Origin of the sequence: Agromyces sp. 3263 (assembly GCF_031456545.1) — a bacterium.
GTDB lineage: Bacteria > Actinomycetota > Actinomycetes > Actinomycetales > Microbacteriaceae > Agromyces.
Window position 1 is genome coordinate 1149805 of sequence record NZ_JAVDUV010000001.1, and the last position, 19126, is coordinate 1168930.

Genomic DNA, 19126 nt, shown 5'->3' on the forward strand with positions numbered 1-19126 from the left:
GACGGCTCGCGGAGCCCGCGTCACCGCCCGAGGAACTCGACCTCGGCGACCGCCACGTGCGTGGCGTCGGTCGCGCCGTGGGCGCCCTCGAGGGTCAGGCGCACGGCGGTCACGTCATCGATTCCGAGCTCGAAGCGCTGGGGCCCCGGCTCATCGGCGAGGGTGAGGTCGACCTCGTGCGGCACCCCGGCCGAGTCGATCGCCGTCACGCCGAGCACGGCCGGGCGCCCCTCGGCGAGGAAGACGGCCTGGTCGGCGGATGCCCCGGGCGACACCTGCACCGCCACGAGCCGGAACGGCTGGGCGAAGCTGGCCTCGAGGTACTCGCCGTCGGCGGGGCCGGTGGGCGCGGGCGCCCAGGAGCGGTCTGCGAAGCCGTCGTGCGCGAGCTCGGCGCCCCGGCCGTCGGCGGCACTCGACGCGACGAGCGCGACGGGATTCTGCGCACTCGAGTCGACCACCCGGTCGCCGATCGCCGCCACGAACCCGGCGATGGGGCCGCGCGCGAACCAGGCCACGGCACCGAGCACGACGATGATCGCCGGCACCACGATCCAAGCGGGGCGGATGCGGCGCCGCTTCGTCTTCGGCCGGGTCCCGGCGGCGGCCTGCTGCGACCTCGGCTGCGTGCGATTCGCGGTCGCGCCGAGCGGCGCCGCGCAGTGGCGGCAGAAGTGTCGGCCCGGGGCGTTGCCCGTTCCGCAGCGCCAGCAGACGATGTCGCCCGGCTTGACCGTCTCCCCCACCGGTCGCGGCGCTCGCTTCGGAGCATGCTGCGGCACCGCGGCGGGCTTGCGTGCGGCGGGTGCGGTCGGCGCGACCGGGCCCGGCACGGCGGGTGCGGGCGCTGCGGGGGCGGGCGGAGTGGCCACGGGGTCCTCTGGGCTCGGCGCCGCCACCACCGCCGCCGGTTTCGCGAGGTGCGGAGTGGCCAGCATTGCCTCGAGCCGCGGGTCGGGTCGAGGTTCGGGTTCGGGTTCGGGTTCCGGCGCGAGCTCGGGGTCGGGCGCGGGCTCGGGCTCCGGCGCCGTCTCCGCCTGCGGCTCCGGTTCCGGCACCGCCGGGGGCTCGGGGTCGGACGCGGGCTCGGGCGTGGCGTCGGGATCGGGCTCCGGCTCCGCCTCGGGCTCGCGGAGCGCGGCAGCCGCCTCGTCGATCGGCTGCGACGCGGCATCCGTCGCCCCACCGCGATCCCAGGCCAGGTACGAGCCGCACTGCCCGCAGAAGTCGTCGCCGTCGTCGTTCATCGCGCCGCACTCGGCGCAGCGGATGCCGCTCACGTCGCACCCCCGCCCGTGACCTCGATGACCGTGCGGATGTGCGCGGGCACGACCCGGCGCGCGGCCCGCTCGAGCCGGCGCCGCGCCTCGGCCTCGTCGCCAGAGGCGAGCTTCACCGCGATGCGCACCTCGGCCGCGGGCGTGCCGGGGAGCGCGCCGTGCGGCGTGCCCGACCACGCCGACGCACCCGACTCGGTGACGGCGACCTCGGCCTCGGGGCCGGCGGCGAGCAGCATCGCGTCGCGGATCCCGGCGGCGGTTCCTGCACGTCGGTGCAGGGCCGCCGCCCCCGCGACGATGCGGCGCCGATGCTCGACCGACCACGCGGCATCCAGCTCGACGTCGACCCAGCCGGCGAGCCAGTCGAGGAAGTCGGGCGGGGTGGTCTGCGGGCGCAGGTAGGAGTCGAGGTTGTCGAGCACGGCGAAGACCGGCGCGAGTGAGGTGTCGAACGCGCCCAGGAACCGCTGGAGGAACTCGTCCTCCTGCAGCACCGCGGGCAGCCGGTCGATGACGGGGACCGGGCTGTCGAGACCGCCGATGACGCCGCGCACCTCACACCCCCGCCGTCACGCGCACGCGGTGCTCGAAGCCGAAGACGAGGGCGTCGGGGTCGAGGTCGATGCGCTGGGTGGGCTCGCCGCGCTTGCCGGTGACCGGGTCGGCGCCGAAGAGCAGCACCTCGTCGACGAGCTCGGTGCCGGGCAGCGACTGCAGCACCGAGTAGACCTCGCCGGCGAGCACGGGCCGCCCGAACGGCCAGCCGCCGCCGTCGGCGCCGCCCCGGGCCGCGTCGAAGTACCGGTAGAGGGTCGCGAGCGCCTGCTCGCGCAGCGGCTCGACCGCCACCCGCGGTCGGGCGATGAGCTTCGCGACCACGGTGATGCCCTGGTAGAGCGGCGGTTCGATCGAGAGGCGGGCACCGACGGTGCGCCGCGGCTCGAGGTCGTCGGCGATGACCTGCAGCACCTCGTCGGCGGGGATGAGGTCGGCGAACTCCACCCGTCCGTCGGGCCCGATCGCCGCGGCCGGCACCACCAGGAGCCGCACCCCCTGCCCTTCGCCGTCGCCTTTGGCGGCGACCGCCCGGACCCTGGCCACACCCGGCGCCGCACGCCGGGCAAGCTGCTCGTAGTCGTCGAGGGTCACCGCCCGGTCGAGGGTGCGCAGCGTGAGCGGCCCGCGCGCCTTCGCCTCCTCGATGCGCTCGCCGTCGACGCCGTCGTGCGCCGCCCCGCGATTGACCACGCCCCGCACGAACGGAACGGTGGTGCGCAGCACCGAGAGCGTGCCCGGCGCCACGTTGCCGCGGGCTCCCCCGCCCACGCGATAGCGGCGCACGCGCAGGGGCGCGCCCTTCGGCGGCACCGCACCGAAGTGGCGCAGCGACCCGTCGGGCTCGCGCACGGCGGGGGGGAACGACACGACTCCGCGGGTGCGGTCCACCCGCACGACCTTCGCGTCGGGCGCCTGGTCGGCGAAGTCGTCGACCTCGGTCCACTCGTCCCACCCGCCACCGGCGCCCACGTCGACGGTGAACGGCGCGCCGTCATCGACGATGGGCCGCACGGCGAGGGTGAACTCCTGCCCGGGCACGCCCTCCGACAGGCCGAGGATCTCGTCGTCGACGGTCGACGCGTGGATGGCGGCGGCGACCCCGCCGACCGTCCGTGCCTCCGCCGCCCGCACGACTGGCGACGCGCTGTACGTCGGCACGTCGGGGTCGCGCTCGACGAGCCGGGTGCGGATCCATCCGGCGCGCACGTCGGCGATGACGGATGCCACGTGCCCACGCGGCACGATGAGCACGACCTCCCCGGGCTTGTTGAGGCCGCCGGTGCCGTCGGCGACGACGTCGCAGGCCTGCCAGCCGGACGCCGTCCTCGCCTCCCAGACGATCGGCGGATCGTCGGGGTCGACGCCGACGCCGCGCACGGCGCAGTCGAGCCGGAGCGACACGGCGAGCGCGCCCGACGCGTCGTCGAGCCCGAACAGGAGCGCGTCGCCGGGCGTCGGCGACGAGGCGAACGCGTCGATGGTCTCGTCGCCGAGCCGTGCGTCGCCGACCCAGGGCTCGCCGCCCTCGGGGTGCGTGCCGACGGCGATGAGCGAGCGCGGCGGGATCGCGAGCTCCTCGATCGTGGTGAAGATGATCGGCTCGGCGAGCTCGGTGCGCGGCGTGCCCGCGTCGCTCCGCGCGGGCACGATCACCGTCTCGGGACGGGGGGCGGCGAGCCAGAACACGAGGTCGACGGTCGCGCTCGTCGGCGGGAACAGCGACACCCCGAGCAGGTCGAGGAAGGCGAGGTACATGCGGTCGGGCACGCGGTTCAGCCGGTAGAGCAGCTCGTCGGTCATGAACGCGAACGCCTCGATGAGCGTGACCCCGGGGTCGGAGACGTTGTGGTCGGTCCATTCGGGGCAGCGCAGGGCGACGAGCCGCTTGGCGTCGTCGACCAGGTCCTGGAAGCGACGGTCGTCGAGGTTCGGGGCGGGCAGGGTCATGAGGGCTCCCGTGGGATGACGTAGAAGGGGAACACGAGGTTCCTGGGGTCGTTCGTGCCGAGGATCGAGTACCCGACGTCGATGTAGAGCACGCCGTCGCCGGCGCCCTCGAGCGACACGGTCACGTCGCCGACCTCGATGCGAGGCTCCCAGTAGCGCAGGGCCGCCCGCACCGCAGCGCCGATCGCCCCGGCCGTCGACGCGTCGGCGGGCGCGAAGACGTACTCGTGCACCGCGCAGCCGAACTCCGGGCGCATGGGCCGCTCTCCGGGCGCGGTGGCCAGGATGAGCCGGATGCTCTCCTCGATCTCGCGCTCGTCCGAGGTGAGGGCGATGCGGCCGGTCGCATCGGCGTGCACGGGGAACGCCCAGCCGTGTCCGACGAACTCACGAGACATCCGTGCTCCCCCTGCCGCTTCGCACTCAGTTGATCTTCACGACGGCGCCCCTGACCGTCGTGGCGCCGCTCGCCGACAGCTCGGCGGTGCCCTGCCCCTTGAGGCTGAGGGTGCCGCCCTCGACCTCCGTCGACCCCGTTCCCTTCAGGGCGAGCGAGGCGCCCTCGATCTTCACGCCGCCGGTCGCCTTCACCTCGACCGTGGACCCCGAGAGCTTCAGCGCGCCGTTGTCGGCCGACACCGTGGCATCCTGCTTCGCCGTGATCGTCACCGGCCCCTCGGCGATGATCTCGATGCCCTTCTGCGACGTCTGCGTGAGCGTGACCCGCTGCGCCCCGCCGTTCGTCGAGAGCTCGAGGGTCTCGGTGCCGGATTTCTCGGTGAAGCGGACCGCCATACCCGTGCGCGACGTGAAGGAACGGTGCACGACCTCGCCGTTCTCCACAACCCCGGCCCACGGCTCGGCCGGCTCGTCGACCCCGTTGTAGAGCCCGCCGACCACGAACGGCCGATCGAAGCGTCCGCCCTCGAACGCGACGAGCACCTCGTCGCCCACCTCCGGCAGCACCAGGCTGCCGCGCTTGCCGCCGGCCCCGAGCTGCACGGTGCGGGCCCAGCCGCTGACGTAGTCGGCCGAGAGGAAGGGGAACGCGAGCTTCACCCGACCACGCGCCTCGGGATCGCCGTTGTCGCTCACGAGGGCCGGCACCACGCCGGCCATGCGCGCGTCCTCCCCCGCCGACCACCCGCCGTTCGCCACGCCGTAGAGCGAGCGGTCGGAGGCGTTGCTCACGACCGCGGTGGTGACGTAGCCCTGGTCGGACGAGAACTCGTGCGTTGCCTCGGTGACCGTGTAGCGGCCGTCGAACGGCGACCCGAAGCCCTTCAACGTGACCGCGGTGCCCGAGTGGATGTGCGAGTTGCCCCGGATCCGCGCCTCGACCTCGGCGAAGCCCCCCGCGATGCGGTCGGCCACGGAGGTCGCGAGCTTGTCCTGTGCCGTCGCGACGCCGTCGCCGTCGGAGCTGACGTACTTCGGGCTCGTGAACGCCTGCGCCACCTTCGCCGGCTGCACGTTCGGCAGCTCGACCGAGCGGGTCTTCGGCGGCGCGGTGGACACCACCGCCTCCTTGCGCACGGGATCCCATCCGCGGACCTCGACCTCGGGCACCTGGCTCGCCGAGGTCACCGTGGCCTGCATCGACAGTGTGTTCATGCCGTGCTCGATGACGACGGGGTCATCGCGCGCGCTCTCAGCGCCGGCGGGCGCCTCGTCGGCCTTCGAGGGCGGGCCGAACACGAGGCCGCCCTGCACGACGGAGAACGTCGAGCCCGTGGCATCCGCGAGCCGCTTCAGGAACACCCAGTCGCTGACGTTGTCCTGCGTGACGTGCTTCATGACGCTGCCGGCGACCTCGATGCGCGTGATCGGCACGTTCGCGCGCCCCGCCACCGTGCGCACGATGTCGGCCGGCGTCGAGTCGAGGTAGGCAGCGACGCGACGGCCGCGGAACAGACGGTGCGACGCGTCGAGCCCTCGCACCCGCGTGCGCAGCGCTCCGGCCACGTCCTCACGGTCGATCGCCGTGACCTCGCCGTCGAGGAGCCGCACGGGGCCCTGCGGGCCGTTCTCCGAGACGGTGAGCACGACGGACGCGCCGATCGTGAAGTGCCCGTCGGTGAGCACGGTGCCCGCGGTGTCGGTGAACTCCAGCTCGAAGCCGTCGGGGAGGTTCGCGGTGTCGGTGATGCGTCCGGTCAGGAGCTGCCTCGCCACCTGCGGCGGCAGTGGGCTGCCGTCGACTGCGACGAGCAGGAGGCTCGTGTAGGTGTCAACCGACGACACGGGCCACCTCCTGCCGCACCACGTCGCGCTTCGACGGCCCCGAGAGTTCCTCGGCCGCGGGGAGGAAGACGCTGCGCCCGGGCACCAGCCGCATCGGGTCGTCGATGCCGTTCACGTCGGCCACCTGCCGCCAGAGCGCCGCGTTCCCGTACTCGCGGTAGGCGATGGCGGCGAGGGTGTCGCCCTCCCGGATGGTGTGCACCCGTCGGGGTCGCAGGCCACCCGAGGTGGGGTTCTGCTTTCCCGGGTCCGCGGCGATCTCCTCGAGGGCGACCGTGCAGACCGCGCGGAGGGGCGTGCCGCTCGGCGAGAACAGCGTGTACTTCGCCGAGACCGACTTGATGTAGCCGATGAACCCGACGAGCACGCCCCACTTGAACTGCACCCACGGGGCCGACGGGGTGTCGCCGCGCTGCGAGTCCTTCGTCGGCGCGCAGGCGGTGAAGAGCTTGTCGACGCGCGTCACGACCGAGTCGCCGCCGCCCCCGCGCGTGTCGTCGAAGAACATCTCGACGCTGAGCTTCTGCGCCTCGGGGCCCTGATAGGTCGCCGGCGGAGCGGAGGTCGCCTTCTTCTGCTTCTCCGACTTCCAGCTCGCCGTCTTCGTCATCGTGAGCTCTTTGGGGTTGAGCTGGAACGCGATCGTGCCGATGGGCGCGCCCGGCACGCCGGGGGTCTTCCCGGGCTCGCGCAGCTCGAGCTCCGCGTGCGTGAGGGTCTCGCTCGCGGCCTCGGTCTTGGTGACGGGCATGTCGGCTCCTTCAGTTCCCCGGCGGGTCGGCCTTGATGCCGTGGTGGGCGAGCTCGAGGGTCTCGGTGAGCACCTTGGGCTGGTCGTTCGTGAGGGAGGGGCCGGTCCAGCGCACCGGGATGACCTGCTCGAGGTGCCAGGTGGCGATCGGCTTGCCCTCGGCGTTGCGCGCCTGGATCTCGGCCTGGCTGGGCGCGATCCGCGGTGCCTTCGCGATCCACCCGAGGATCGGCTGCGAGCTCCCCTTGCCGAGCGGCCGCGACAGCTTCACGTTCGAGAACTTCAGCCGGGTGGGCAGTTGCCAGACGTAGGCGTTGTTGCCGCCCTCCTCGCGCGACTCGAGCACGACCTCGACGCCGAGCCCGTCGCAGCTCGCGAACTCGCCGAGCGACTCCCCGTCGATCTTCACGACGTAGCTCACCCCGACGGCGATATCGGTGTCCTCGATCATCGCTCCCCCTCTCGTCTAGATTCCGTCGATCCGGATGCCGCGGCGTTCCCGATCGAGCAGCAGCTCGGCCTTCAGTCGTCGCACGAGTGGGCCGTAGAGCCGTTGCGCGAGCTTCTCGATCGCCTCGGGCGATGAGGCATCGACGGATGCCGCGCCGCCGGCGGCGGACGGTGCGGTGACGGATGCCGCGGCGGTGCCGTTGCCTGCAGGGTCGCCGGATGCCGCGGGGCCCGCCTCGGACGGCGACGCCGGGACGTCGGGCGCCTCGTCGACGACCTCGGCCCGCTGCACGACGGCGTCGGCGGGCGGCTGGGCGGCGACCGGCATCGGCGACGGCGCGGCCGCGCGAGCGGCCGCGATGAGCACCGGCGCGGCGCCGGCGGTGGCCGGTACGTCGTGGGCACGTTGGGGAGTGGATCGCTGCAGGACGGTCGTGGCGGTGGTGGCGCCGACAGCGCTCGTGCTCCCGGTGGATCCGGAGGCCGTACGCACGGAGGCGGGTGGCGCCGGGAATCGCATCGCGCTCGACGGTGCGAGCCCTGACGGTGCGGGCCCTGACGGTTCCAGGCCAGACGGTGCGAGCCCTGACGGTGCGGACGCGACGCGAGCGACGACCGGGAGTGCGGCCGCGGAGTTCCCGCCGGATGCGGCCCCCGTCGCCGCGGCGAGCGCGGACGCCGCGCCGGCTTCGGACGCCGCGCCGGCTTCGGCCTCGGGCAGCGCGCCCGCTTCGGTCCCAGTGGCAGGCGTCTCGCCGCCGTCGGCCGAGTCGCCGAAGCCCGGTCCGGCACCGGGATCGACGGGGCCGAGCGTGCCCGCCGGTTCCCGCGAGAGACCAGGCGCGAAGAGTCGCTGCAGCCAACCGCGACGCGGGATGCGCTCCGGCGCCTCCGAGGCGACGGCGGCCGCAGTTGCGTTCCAGGTCGTGGCTGCGGCCGAGGTCGACCCAGGTGACGGGCTCGCTGCGGTCACGGCGGCCCACGCGGGCGGAGCGCCGGCGGTGGTGCGCTGCACCGCGCGCGCGGCGCCGGGCGCGTCGGCCGCGGCGGCCCGCGAGCCGGCTCCGGCTGGGTCGGCATCCGACTGACTCGGGAACGGCATGGGCGCCAGCGCGATCGCCTGCACGGCCGGCGGGCGTGGTCGCGCGGCCGGGGCCGACACGGGGGCGAGCGCCGGAGCGAGCGCCCGCTGCGCGATGAGGGGCACGGTGAGGCGGGCTGGGGCGGCCGGCGGTGCCGGCCGGACGAGCGGATGGTCGATCGTGGGGATCCCCTCGTCGGTGCGACGCTGCACCAAGGACGCCGCGTCGGCGCCGAGTCGAGCGACGGGCATCGCAGGCGCGGGCGGCGGCGCGTCGACCGTGCCCGCGGACGAGACTCCCGGCTCGCGCCCCACCGCCGGCTCGGTGCCGGCGCCAGAACCGGTCGCGCCGAGCACCGTGCGCACCGTCTGCGCCGGGCCGTCGACGACGGCCGACGCGGAGGGCTCGTCCGGCTCCGAGACGGCGGGCGTCGCGGCGAGCGCGTCGCCGATCGCCGGGGCCGCCGAGTTCGGGCTCGCGGCCCGCTGCAGCGGGAGCGCGCCTCCTGCGGGCATCCCCGACGGCAGTGGAGCGCCGAGCCCGAAGCGCCTCGGCACGGCCTCGGACAGCGCGGCGGGCGGGCCACCGAGCGTCGGCCCCGACGTGCTCGGATGCGCCTGGGGAGGAACCGCGGCGGTGAGCGAGGGCGGTTCGACAGGCGCCGCGTCAGGCGTCAGAAGGTCGATCGGCGTGGCAACGCGCTCGATCCGCTGCACCGACGGGGGCGCGGCCGAGAGCCGGAGTGCCGGGGTGCCGGCGCTGGGAGCCATGGTGGGCGCAGAGTCGGCCGCCCGGTCGCCCGCCCGGTCGCCCACCTCGGCCGTCGTCCCGATCGACGCCGACGCGCCGAGCGCCGGAACGATCGGTGCGGCGACATCCTGACTCGCCTCCTCCGCCGGCGCCGACCCGGGGGCGGGTTCGGGTTCGGATGGCGCGGGCTCGTCGTCGTGGTCGACGGATGCCGCGGCATCCGGTGCCTCGACCGGGCCCGCCGTCGCCCCGGCTCGATGCCCCGGCCCCGACAGCGGCGGCCGCAGCGTGAGGTCCGCGACGACCGACCGCTGCACCGGCGCGCCGAACCCCGATGCGCTGCCGGCCACCGTGCCCGACGGTGCCGTGGCGTCCACGAGGTGTCCCATCGCGCCGAGGCTGCTCGGCACGACCCGCGTGGGCAGCGACGCGACGAACCCGGTCGAGAGCGTCGCCGGCGCGGCATCCGACACCTGGCGCTGCAGCGGCGGGAGGAACGCCCAGCCCGCGGGCGGGATGGGCGACGGCGACGGCGACGGCGGGCGCGACGGATCGGACGTCGCCGTCGGCGGTGCCGGCGACGGGTCGTCCCGCTGCCACGGCCAGCGCATCAGCGCTCCTCGGAGAGCCTCGTGTTGATCGACGCGATCTCGTGCACGTAGCGCAGGCGCTCCGCGTGCTCCATGTCGAGGATGTCGTCGAGCGACCAGTGGAAGTGGTAGGCGACGTACGCGACCTCCTCATGGATGCGGTCGGCCGAGTACGTCATGATTCCCCCAGGCGACCGCCCGCGAGATCGGCCGTGAACCGGTGCGAGCACTCGGGGCAGGTCACCGCGATGCGCGTGTGGCCCTCGGCGTTCACCCGCCGGTAGAAGTCCTGCAGGAACGCGACATCCGACGCGAACATGTTCTCGATCACCGACGAGTCGATCGAGCCGAGCGAGCCGAGCGACGTGATCACCCGGCCGAGCAGCACGACCGTCGTGTAGGCGGCGTTCTCCTGCACGCGGGCGTCGTAGAGCGGCAGCAGCTCGTCGCGCGCCGTCGCGAGCCGCATCACCCCGCGGCGATGCACCGTGCCGTCGGGACCGACGTAGCCGCGCGGGAGCTCGAAGGCGAACTCGGTGCGCATGGCGCCGTCATCCACGAGACCCGCCGACGCGGCATCCGTCGATTCGATCCCGGGCCGCGTCGCGATGACGCGCTGCATCACTTCACCTCTGACTCGTCGAAGCAGATCGTGAACTTCTCGGTGGCCTGCTCGGTCGCGCCCGCCTTGAGCGAGTTGACCTCGACGCTGCGCACCCAGCAGTTGCGGAACTCGTACTTCTTGATGGTGCCGCCCTCGTAGTCGAGGAGCTCGACCGACGCGGTCTTGCGTGCGCCCTTCACGTCGCCCTTCATGACGACGCCGAGCCAGTCGGTGACCGTCTTCGAGTCGGTGAGGCCGCGGGTGACGGTGAACTCCCCCGTCTTCGCGCGACCGATCAGCTGCCTCGCGACGTACTTCCCGTCGGCCAGTTGCTGCTTGAGTTCGATCTTGTCGACCTCGTTCTTCAGCCCCGAGACCTCCGTCACCTTCGGCAGCTCGATGCCGTCGATGATGACCTTGAAGGCGTAGGCGGGTGAGGAATCGAAGGTATCGGCCAGTGGCATGTCAGTCTCCTACTCGTGTCGTGCGGTCACTCGGCGACCAGGCTCGTGCCGCCCGAGAACTGCGAGAGCTCGAACACCACGAACTCCGCGGGCTTCACCGGGGCGACGCCGATCTGGCAGACGACCTGGCCGACGTCGATGAGCTCGGCGGGGTTCGTCTCCTCGTCGCACTTGACGAAGAAGGCCTCGTCGGCGGTGTTGCCGAACAGGGCGCCCTTGCGCCACTCGTTGATGAGGAACGCCGAGATCGAGCGACGCAGCTTGCCCCAGAGGGCGGGGTCGTTCGGCTCGAACACCGCGAACTGCGTGGCGCCCAGGATCGACTTCTCCAGGTAGTTGAAGAGGCGGCGGATGTTCACGTACCGCCAGGCCGGGTCGCTCGAGAGGGTGCGGGCACCCCAGACCCGGATGCCGCGGCCGGGGAACGCGCGGATGGCGTTCACGCCGATCGGGTTGAGCAGCTCCTGCTCGGTGCGCGTCAGCTGCGTCTGCAGCTCGATCGCGCCGCGCACGACCTCGTTCGCCGGCGCCTTGTGCACGCCGCGCTCGCTGTCGTTGCGCGCCCAGATGCCCGCGAGGTACCCCGACGGCGGCACGAAGCGGTTGCTTCCGGTCGCCGGGTCGAGCACCTTGATCCACGGGTAGTAGAGGGTCGCGAACTTCGAGTCGTAGCCGGCGCCGGTGCGGCGCCACGCGACGATCTCCTGCGCGTTCAGGGCCGGCGGCGGGTCGAGGATGGCGACGCGGTCGCCCATGAGCTCGCAGTGCGCGATGACCGCGAGCTGCACGGCCTTGACGGTCTCGAGGTCGATGGCGCCCTGCTCGTAGGCCGCCATGAGGTCGGGGACGACCACCATGGTGACCTCCTCGATCTCCTCGAGGCCGCTGAAGCCCGTGCGGTCGGCGGCGTTGCCGATGTAGTTCGCCGCCGAGACGCCCTCGAGCACGATGGGCTGCTCCTCGGGCTCCGGCACGGCCAGGTCGAACCGGCCCGGCTTCGGGAGGACGCCGGCGGATGCCGCATCCACCTCCTCGACCGTGACCAGCTTCGACTCCGTGGCGACCTTGGTCACGACGTAGGCGGCGTGATCGGGTTTCGGCGAGACCTGCTCCCACACTTCGGGCGCGCGGCCCTCGGCCGTGACGACGACCTTGAAGACGCCGTCCTCCGGCTCCTCGCCGCCCGGATCGGCGATCTCCACCGAGATCGGCTTCGCATTCGGCGAGGCGTTCTTCGCCGTGAACACGTAGTTGCCGATGGTCGCGGTCTGCGGTCCCGACGCGATGGCCTTCTGCTCCCGCTTGCCGCCCTTGCCGCCCGAGCTCTGCTGGCCCGTGCCGACGCGGACGACGTAGCAGTTGCCGCCGCCGTTCAGGAAGTAGCCGTACACCGAGTACGCGAGATAGGCGCCCGGATAGAGCCCGCCGAACTGGTCGACGAACTGCGTCCAATTGGACACGAGCGTCGGCGAGTTCTCAGGCCCTTTCGGTGCCATCCCGATGAATGCTGCGACCGCGGTGCCGACGCCCTCGATCGGGCGCGTCGCGGCCTCGATCTCCTGCACGTACACACCGGGTGAGAGATAGGTGGGCATCCCCGACTCCTTCGCTGGATTGCGTGATCCAAGCGTCGGTCCGCGGATGCCGCGGCGGGGGGTCCAACCGGACGGGCGAGGGGGTGAGAAGGGCTGCTCGATGGGGCAGGGGGAACAGGCGTCGGCCTAACCGGCCGACTCCTCCTGCTCCTCCTCGGCCTCTTCGCGCTGCACCCAGAGCCCCTGCACGGGCTCCTCCTCCTCGTCGCCCTCGCGCTGCACGGTCGGTGCTCCGGCGCCGGAGCCGTCGTCGATCCGCTGCACGGGCGCCGGTTCGCTCATGACCCTGGCCGCGTTGTCGGCGGCGGCGCGTTCGAAGCGGTCGCCGGGATCGCTGACGCTGACGCCGCTGCCGGTCGGGGTGCCCTCGACGGGGCCCGACCGCTGCTGCACGACGTGGGTGAGCTCGTGGGCGATGGTCGTCCGACCCGCCTGCGACGACGGATCGTACGCGTCGCGCTGGAAGACGACATTGCTGCCCACCGTGTAGGCGTGCGCGCCGACCGACCTCGCGGACTCGTGCGCCGCGGCATCCGTGTGCACCCGCACGTCGCCGAAGTCGTGGCCGAGGCGCGACTCCATGTCCGTTCGCACCGCCGGTTCGAGCGGCGAGCCGCCCGACGACACGACGTCGAGCACCGGCGAGCGCTGCTCCTCGACGAGGTCGCTCACGGCCGCGTTGCCCGCCTCTCGCTGCAGGCGCAGCATCGTCGCCGGGCCGAGCACGTCGGCTCGGCGCTCGGCGAGCCCGTGCGTCGTCGCCTGGCCCTCGCGGGCGGCATCCGTTCCCCGGCGTCCGACCTCGAGGTCGACGCCGTCGTAGTCATGTGCGTGCATGGTGCACCTCCACGATCGACCGCTTCCATTTCACCGCGGGCGGGCCCGGCGCGGGCGAGTTGTGCCCGATCGGGAAGGCGCGCGTTCGCGAACGCGCAGCGCGACGCCCGGTCATCCGCCCGCCACCTCGGCCCAGTACCGGCCGAACTCGCGCTCGACGACGAGGCGGCCGAGCTTGCGGTACTCCCGGTGCACGCCGAGCACGAGGTGTCGCATCGAGACGCCGCCGCGTTCGGATGCCGCGAGGTAGGCCGCCGTGACGGCCGCGGCCCTGATGGCGCCGCCCGCGAGCTCGAACGACCGCCCGAGGAACTCCAGGTCGAGGTCGTCGGCGCGCCGCACGCGGGAGCCCAGGCTCTGGTCCCAGAGCCGGCTGCGGTGCGCAGCGTCGGGCATCGGGAAGTCGACGATCACGTCGAGGCGTCGCGTGAACGCCTCGTCGATGTTCGCGCGAAGGTTCGTCGCGAGGATCGCGAGGCCGTCGAACGTCTCCATGCGCTGCAGCAGGTAGGCGCTCTCGACGTTCGCGTAGCGGTCGTGCGCGTCCTTCACGTCGCTGCGCTTGCCGAACACCGCGTCGGCCTCGTCGAAGAGCAGCACCGCATTGGTGCCCGCGGCCGCGCGGAAGATGCGCTCGAGGTTCTTCTCGGTCTCGCCGATGTACTTGTCGACGACGGTCGAGAGGTCGATGACGTAGAGGTCGAGGCCGAGCCCGCCCGCGACGACCTCGGCCGACATGGTCTTGCCGGTGCCCGAGTCGCCGGCGAAGAGCGCCACGACGCCGTGGCCGCGGCCGCCGCCGGGCCGCATGCCCCAGTCGCCGAGCACCTGCTCGCGGTGCCGGGCGCGCAGCTCGATCTCGCGCAGGGCGTTCATCGGCGCCGCCGGCAGCACCAGGTCGGACCAGCCCACCCGCGGGGCGACGCGCCGGGCGAGCCGGTCGAGCGCCGAGGCGTTCTCCGCCCTGGCCCCTGCGGCGAGGTCGGCGGCGGTGATCGTGCCCGACGTCGACAGTGCGGCCTGCGCACGGGCCGTCGACGCGGCCCGCTGCACCTGCTCGGGGCGCAACCGGAACTGCGCCGTCGCCGTCGACACGTCGAGCCCGTCGGCCATCGGGCCGAGCGACCGTCGCCAGAGCCGCGTGCGCTCGTCGATCGTCGTCGCCTCGACCTCCGCCATCGCGGGCAGGTCGCGATGCCAGGCCGGATCCCAGGTGGACTCGCCGACGAAGACCGTCGGCTGGGTCGAGTCGGCGAGCGCCTCGATGAGCGCGCGGCCCGTGTCCGTGGTCACCGGCGAGGCGATGAGGCCGAACCCGCGCAGTCGCGCCTCGCGCGCCACGAGCCGGGCCAGCGGCACGGCGTCGGCATCGCCGCCGAGCCGCTCGAGGTCGACGAGCAGGGCGCCCGGCGCTTCGGCGTGCAGCGCGCGCACGGCGACGGCCTCGCCCGATCCGGTGGCCGGCTCGCGGAGGTACACCAGGCGGATGCCGGAGGCGAGCGCCTGGCGCACGCGCGCGTCATCGCCCCACTCGAGGTCGACGGGCTCGCGCAACACGCCGTCGAGCGCACGGTCGGCGGTGTCGTCGCCGAGGAGGTGCCCGACGATGCGGTCGGGGACGCGCACGGCCCGCCCCGGCAGCGGCCGGTCGGGGTCCTCGACGATCACCAGCCCGCCCGTCACGAGCGGCCCCGAGATGAGCCGTGCGCGGTCGGCGGCGCTCGTGAGCGGCACCCCGCAGAGCTCGAGCGCGACCGAGACGGAGGGCCGACGGCGCCCGACGTCGTCGTTCAGGTAGCCGAAGAACCGCTCGAACCGCGGATCGAGGTCGGCGGCCAGCGCGATGACGAGCAGGTCGACGTCGATGGGCCCGAGGCCGAACGCCGCCGCGAGCGTACGAAGCCGGATCGGATGCCCGGCGGCCTCCGCCACGTCGGCGCCCTGCTCGCATGCCGCGAGGCGGGCCGAGGCATCCGACCAGTCGGGCACGCCGGGCGCGCCGTCGAGCAGCCGGTCGACCATCTCGTCGCTGAGGTACAGCCCGCGGAAGGGGTCGTCGGGCTGGGGATCGGCCGCGCGACGGGCGGCGACCAGGCGCCGGATGCGGTCCTCGATCGCGCCGAGCCGCCCCAGCAGGTGCACGATGCTGGGGTCGTCGATCATCTCAGTCTCCCGTCGGAGCGGCACGGAACGCGGCATCCTCGATCCCCAGTCCCGCCGCTTCGAGCTGGGCGGTGACGCCGCCGGTGACGGGCGGTCCGGCGGGGTACAGGATCGACCGGCTGAGCGGTGCGGTGACGACGACGTCGAGCGAGGGCTTCAGCTCGCCGCCGAGCGACGACCAGACGTCGGCGAACGCCCGGTCCTCGGGCGGCGGCTGGGCGATGGTGATCGAGCACCGCAAGCCCGTCTCGGCGAGGGTCTCGATGATGAACGCGTCGGGAATGGCGTCGAAGCGGATGAAGCAGCGCAGCAGCGCGTCGAGGAGGCGGTGCTCGTCGTCGGGCCGTTGCGTCCACGCCGTGACGAGGTACGACAGCTTGTAGTACCGGGGCGCGGGCGCGCGGTGCGTGACGATGCCGCGGTCGTCGCGCTGCTCCGAGAAGCCGTACTCGCGCCGTCGTACGTCCTCACGGATGTCGTAGAGGAAGAGGTCGACCGTCGGTGCGTTTCTCCGGGCCGCCCAGTCCTTCGTGGGGGCGTCGAGCGCCACGTCGACGTCGGCGGCGATGCCGTCCGACTCCTTGACGAGCGTGCGCAGCGCGTCGTCGATCTCGCCGATCATCCGCCCCTCCCGAGCAGGTTGGGCGCCATCGCGGAGCGTGGCGCGACGAGCAGGCGGTTGCTCGACGGGATGTCGCCGAACAGGCCGTCGACGCTGTGCATGACGAGCGTGCGGATGCCGGGCAGCTCCCACCTGAGCACGAGCAGGGCCCAGCGCGCCGACGTCGGGTCGCCCGAGCCGGGCCAGCGCACGCTCGGCGTGTCGGTCGGCACGCCGTCCCAGTGGAACGTGACGGCGGCGTTCGGCGGCAGCGACGTGCCGATCGCACCGATCACCTCGCCGGGCGTCGTCACCGCCGGCGACATGCGCAGGTTGGGCTGGAGCACCGTGAACGGCTCGCGGTCCTCGCCGATCCACGACGGCGGCAGGGCGGCGGGGAGCGGCTCCGGCGCGAGGGTCGGCGACGGCAGTTCGACCACCGGTGCGTCGAACGACAGTGCGACGCCGTCGACGACGAGATCGTCGGTTCGGGGCGCCACCGGGGGCACCGGCGGCAGGGTCGGTGCGGGCATCGAGAAGGTCAGGGTCACCACGGCGGATGCCCCGGGCTGGTCGAGTCCCGTCACGACGCAGGTCGTGCCCGAGAAGCTCGCGCATCCGGCGTCGGACGTCTTCGTGAGGTATCCCGCCCACGTGTAGTCCAAGCCGATCTCGAGCCCCGGCAGCACGGCGCCGGGCGTCTCCCGGGTGACGACGGTGGTGAGGACCAGCTGCTTGCCGCCGGTGTACCCGGGGTCGTGGTCGTCCGCGAGGTCGAGGGTGATGGCCGGGCGCACGCGGGTCACCGGCGCTTCGTCGGGGGCGACCCAGTCGACCGGGAGGTCGGGAACCAGGTCGGAGTCCGCCCCGCCGAGCGAGTCGGCCTCGGCGCGCACGACGCCCGGGAGGACGCTGCCATCGGGCGAACCGGCGACCGAGAACTCGAGGCCGACCTGCGCCACGGAGCCCGGCTTCGACAGCAGCACGTCGCAGATCGCGCCGTCCCAGGACTCGCACCCGGTCGGGGGCACGTTCGGATGCAGGAACGCCGGCCAGGTGATCGCCACGCCCACGATGAGCTCGCCGAACGGGTCGCGTCGCGCGCCGGCGAACGCCTCCCGCGTGACGGTGATCGTCGCCGCGACGTCGTGGCCGCCCTGCCACACGAGCTCGCGGTCGAGTGCCACGTCGAGGGTGATGAACGGATCGACGCCCGCGACCGGGGCCTCGCCGGGTACCACCCACTCGACGGGCAGGTCGCGGTCCTCGCCCTCGTCGCGGTCCTCGAGGAGGTACGCCCCCTCGGCGCGGACCACCCCGTCGACGACGCCCGGCCCGATCGCGAAGGTCAGGGTGATCATGACGGCGCCCTCCGGTCCCGGGTCGGGCAGGACCACCTCGCACACGAGTCCGTCCCACGAGACGCAGCCGCTCGGATCGGCGACCGGCGTCAGGTAGGCGGGCCAGGTGATCGCCACGCCCACCACGAGCTCGTCGTAGAGATCGCCGTCGTCGCCGCGTTCCGCACGGGTGACCGTCACCCGCGCACCCAGGTAGGGGCCGTCCTCCCAGACGTAGTCGTTCGTGAGGTCCACGTCGAGCGTCACGAGCTCGGCGTCGGTGATCTGCGAGTCGTAGGCGTGCTCGAGCCACCCGTCTGGTGCGGTGAGCGGGGCGCCGTCGAAGTCGAACCGGGCCGCGTCCTGGTCGGCGTCGAGGTATCCGACGCCGATCTCCGCGGGCGGTGCGAACTCCACCGTGATCACGGCCTCGGACCCGGGTTCGTCGAGGCCGGTGATGGTGCAGACGCCCCCGATGTAGGTCGCGCACCCCACCGGATCGCCGGTCGGTACCAGCGCTGCATCGAATTCGAGCGCGACGTCGAGCTCGAGCCCGAAGAGCGTGACCGCGGCGGCGGCAGCGTGCGAGACCCGGATGACGCCCTCGATGCCCTGCTCGTCGCCGAGGGTCGACAGCTTGGGTCGCAGCTCCACCTCCATCGGGAACGGCCGGTCCAATGCCACGACGGATGCCGCATCCACGCCGGTCCACGTGCCCGGGATGTCCAGGGCGCCCTCCGGTCGCGGCGTCGGGGCCGCCTTCACGATGGCCGGGTGCACGTCGGACGCGGCGACGACCCGGATCGCCGAAGGCTGCTCCGACCGCGGCGCCAGCGCGATGACCGGCCCCGGCGGCGTGTACCAGCCCCCCTGGCCGATGATCGAGATCGCGCCCTGGCCGCCGTTGCCGGGGGGCACGTTGAACGCCATGGTGAACACGGTCGTCCTGCGCACGTTCGTCGGCTCGGTGATGGCGCAGAGTCCGGCCACCAGCCCGCCGTCGCAGGCGTCGGCCGGGGTCGTGCCGCCGACGGGCGCGAGGAACGCCGGCCAGTTGATCGCGAAGAGCACCTGTGAGGAGGCCGTGCGCGGTGCGGCATCCGGTTCGTGGGTCACGGTGAAGGTCGCGACGATCGTGTCGCCGATCCCCGTGGTGGCCGCTCGCCGGTCGACGGTCACCCCCGCCGAGAAGACCGGCGCGAGCTCGAGGTAGTCCTCGTCCGAGGTGAGGTCGGCGGCGTCGAAGTCGACCCGGCTGAACAGCTCCACGTCCTGGAGGTAGCCGCCGGTGACCTGCGCCGTCACGACGGGCAGGGCGGGCGGCACCCCCAGCAGTTGGAACCAGTAGGTGAAGACGGCCGGCGTCAGCGGATCCCTCGGCACGTCGAGCACGCACTCGTCACCGGGCGTCGGCGTCGCGGCCGACACCATGGTCACCGGGTCCATGACGAGGAGGCACCCGCTCACGCCGTGCTCCGAGCCGGTGCCGACCGAGAGCCGGGTCGTGTCCCAGTCCATCGCCACCGAGACGAGCGCGTCGGGGTAGACCTCGGCGTCGCGGGCCGTCACCGTGACGGTCGCGCGCACCCACGTTCCGCCCGGGGCGGTGCGCGGGGCGGTCTGCACATCGACCGAGAAGGCGGGAACCGGTTCGTCCGCCGCGACAGCGGGCGACGCGGCGACGATCGTCGACGCGCCGAGGAGCACGGCCAGCGTCATGGCGACGCTCGCCCAGGCGATCCGGCTCCGGCTCGTCACGATCCTCCTCCGACCTCTCCACCTTCGAGGCAGTGCGCGTGTGCGGCAGCCGAGGCCGGGCACCCTTCGGTGCAGCCGGGATTACCCCCTCGGGCAGCCGCCCGCGGCGACC

The 19126-nt window shown here is 73.3% G+C and carries 16 protein-coding genes; all 16 read right to left on the bottom strand.

What is annotated here, in order from left to right:
* Window positions 1–20: 20 nt before the first annotated feature.
* On the bottom strand, window positions 21–1280 hold the full coding sequence (locus J2X63_RS05245; protein WP_309974689.1) for a zinc ribbon domain-containing protein: 1260 nt from the start codon (window positions 1278–1280) through the stop codon (window positions 21–23).
* The gene (locus J2X63_RS05250) at window positions 1277–1834 is read right to left on the bottom strand and encodes a phage tail protein (protein WP_309974692.1); all 558 of its coding nucleotides are present in this window, start codon (window positions 1832–1834) and stop codon (window positions 1277–1279) included. Before J2X63_RS05250 ends, J2X63_RS05245 begins: the two co-directional genes overlap by 4 nt.
* A 1-nt stretch (window position 1835) precedes the next feature.
* A complete protein-coding gene (locus tag J2X63_RS05255; RefSeq protein ID WP_309974695.1) occupies window positions 1836–3785 on the bottom strand; it encodes a putative baseplate assembly protein in 1950 nt (649 codons plus the stop codon).
* On the bottom strand, window positions 3782–4183 hold the full coding sequence (locus tag J2X63_RS05260) for a GPW/gp25 family protein (RefSeq protein ID WP_309974698.1): 402 nt from the start codon (window positions 4181–4183) through the stop codon (window positions 3782–3784). Before J2X63_RS05260 ends, J2X63_RS05255 begins: the two co-directional genes overlap by 4 nt.
* A 25-nt stretch (window positions 4184–4208) precedes the next feature.
* Window positions 4209–6029 carry a VgrG-related protein gene (locus J2X63_RS05265; protein ID WP_309974702.1) on the bottom strand — a complete coding sequence of 607 codons (1821 nt, stop codon included), beginning with the start codon at window positions 6027–6029 and terminating at the stop codon, window positions 4209–4211.
* Entirely contained in the window at window positions 6016–6780 is a 765-nt protein-coding gene (locus tag J2X63_RS05270) for a LysM peptidoglycan-binding domain-containing protein (protein WP_309974704.1), read from the bottom strand. Before J2X63_RS05270 ends, J2X63_RS05265 begins: the two co-directional genes overlap by 14 nt.
* A gap of 10 nt (window positions 6781–6790) precedes the next feature.
* Window positions 6791–7231 (bottom strand): phage tail protein, encoded by a 441-nt coding sequence (locus J2X63_RS05275; protein ID WP_309974706.1) that lies wholly within the window; start codon window positions 7229–7231, stop codon window positions 6791–6793.
* Window positions 7232–7246: 15 nt separating this feature from the next.
* On the bottom strand, window positions 7247–9673 hold the full coding sequence (locus J2X63_RS05280) for a hypothetical protein (RefSeq protein ID WP_309974709.1): 2427 nt from the start codon (window positions 9671–9673) through the stop codon (window positions 7247–7249).
* Window positions 9673–9831 (bottom strand): DUF6760 family protein, encoded by a 159-nt coding sequence (locus J2X63_RS05285; protein ID WP_159606153.1) that lies wholly within the window; start codon window positions 9829–9831, stop codon window positions 9673–9675. The genes J2X63_RS05280 and J2X63_RS05285 overlap by 1 nt, the downstream gene beginning before the upstream one ends.
* Window positions 9828–10274, bottom strand: coding sequence for a hypothetical protein (locus J2X63_RS05290; protein ID WP_309974718.1), 447 nt, complete (start codon window positions 10272–10274; stop codon window positions 9828–9830). The genes J2X63_RS05285 and J2X63_RS05290 overlap by 4 nt, the downstream gene beginning before the upstream one ends.
* The gene (locus tag J2X63_RS05295; protein WP_309974721.1) at window positions 10274–10720 is read right to left on the bottom strand and encodes a phage tail protein; all 447 of its coding nucleotides are present in this window, start codon (window positions 10718–10720) and stop codon (window positions 10274–10276) included. Before J2X63_RS05295 ends, J2X63_RS05290 begins: the two co-directional genes overlap by 1 nt.
* Window positions 10721–10746: 26 nt before the next feature.
* Window positions 10747–12315 carry a phage tail sheath subtilisin-like domain-containing protein gene (locus J2X63_RS05300; protein ID WP_159606159.1) on the bottom strand — a complete coding sequence of 523 codons (1569 nt, stop codon included), beginning with the start codon at window positions 12313–12315 and terminating at the stop codon, window positions 10747–10749.
* A 126-nt stretch (window positions 12316–12441) separates the two neighbouring features.
* Window positions 12442–13152: a DUF4157 domain-containing protein gene (locus J2X63_RS05305; RefSeq protein ID WP_309974726.1), complete on the bottom strand. Its 711-nt coding sequence runs from the start codon at window positions 13150–13152 to the stop codon at window positions 12442–12444.
* Window positions 13153–13263: 111 nt separating this feature from the next.
* Window positions 13264–15315: an AAA family ATPase gene (locus tag J2X63_RS05310; protein WP_309974729.1), complete on the bottom strand. Its 2052-nt coding sequence runs from the start codon at window positions 15313–15315 to the stop codon at window positions 13264–13266.
* 1 nt (window position 15316) lies between these two features.
* Window positions 15317–15937, bottom strand: a complete 621-nt coding sequence (locus tag J2X63_RS05315; protein ID WP_309974733.1) for a DUF4255 domain-containing protein — start codon at window positions 15935–15937, stop codon at window positions 15317–15319.
* On the bottom strand, window positions 15934–19014 hold the full coding sequence (locus J2X63_RS05320) for a hypothetical protein (protein ID WP_309974737.1): 3081 nt from the start codon (window positions 19012–19014) through the stop codon (window positions 15934–15936). The genes J2X63_RS05315 and J2X63_RS05320 overlap by 4 nt, the downstream gene beginning before the upstream one ends.
* Window positions 19015–19126 lie beyond the last annotated feature (112 nt).

Bases quoted from the DNA above. Each gene is read 5' to 3' on its own strand.
- J2X63_RS05255 (WP_309974695.1), bottom strand. From the start codon at position 3,785: ATGACCCTGCCCGCCCCGAACCTCGACGACCGTCGCTTCCAGGACCTG.
- J2X63_RS05260 (WP_309974698.1), bottom strand. From the start codon at position 4,183: ATGTCTCGTGAGTTCGTCGGACACGGCTGGGCGTTCCCCGTGCACGCC.
- J2X63_RS05270 (WP_309974704.1), bottom strand. From the start codon at position 6,780: ATGCCCGTCACCAAGACCGAGGCCGCGAGCGAGACCCTCACGCACGCG.
- J2X63_RS05275 (WP_309974706.1), bottom strand. From the start codon at position 7,231: ATGATCGAGGACACCGATATCGCCGTCGGGGTGAGCTACGTCGTGAAG.
- J2X63_RS05280 (WP_309974709.1), bottom strand. From the start codon at position 9,673: ATGCGCTGGCCGTGGCAGCGGGACGACCCGTCGCCGGCACCGCCGACG.
- J2X63_RS05285 (WP_159606153.1), bottom strand. From the start codon at position 9,831: ATGACGTACTCGGCCGACCGCATCCATGAGGAGGTCGCGTACGTCGCC.
- J2X63_RS05290 (WP_309974718.1), bottom strand. From the start codon at position 10,274: ATGCAGCGCGTCATCGCGACGCGGCCCGGGATCGAATCGACGGATGCC.
- J2X63_RS05295 (WP_309974721.1), bottom strand. From the start codon at position 10,720: ATGCCACTGGCCGATACCTTCGATTCCTCACCCGCCTACGCCTTCAAG.
- J2X63_RS05300 (WP_159606159.1), bottom strand. From the start codon at position 12,315: ATGCCCACCTATCTCTCACCCGGTGTGTACGTGCAGGAGATCGAGGCC.
- J2X63_RS05305 (WP_309974726.1), bottom strand. From the start codon at position 13,152: ATGCACGCACATGACTACGACGGCGTCGACCTCGAGGTCGGACGCCGG.
- J2X63_RS05310 (WP_309974729.1), bottom strand. From the start codon at position 15,315: ATGATCGACGACCCCAGCATCGTGCACCTGCTGGGGCGGCTCGGCGCG.
- J2X63_RS05315 (WP_309974733.1), bottom strand. From the start codon at position 15,937: ATGATCGGCGAGATCGACGACGCGCTGCGCACGCTCGTCAAGGAGTCG.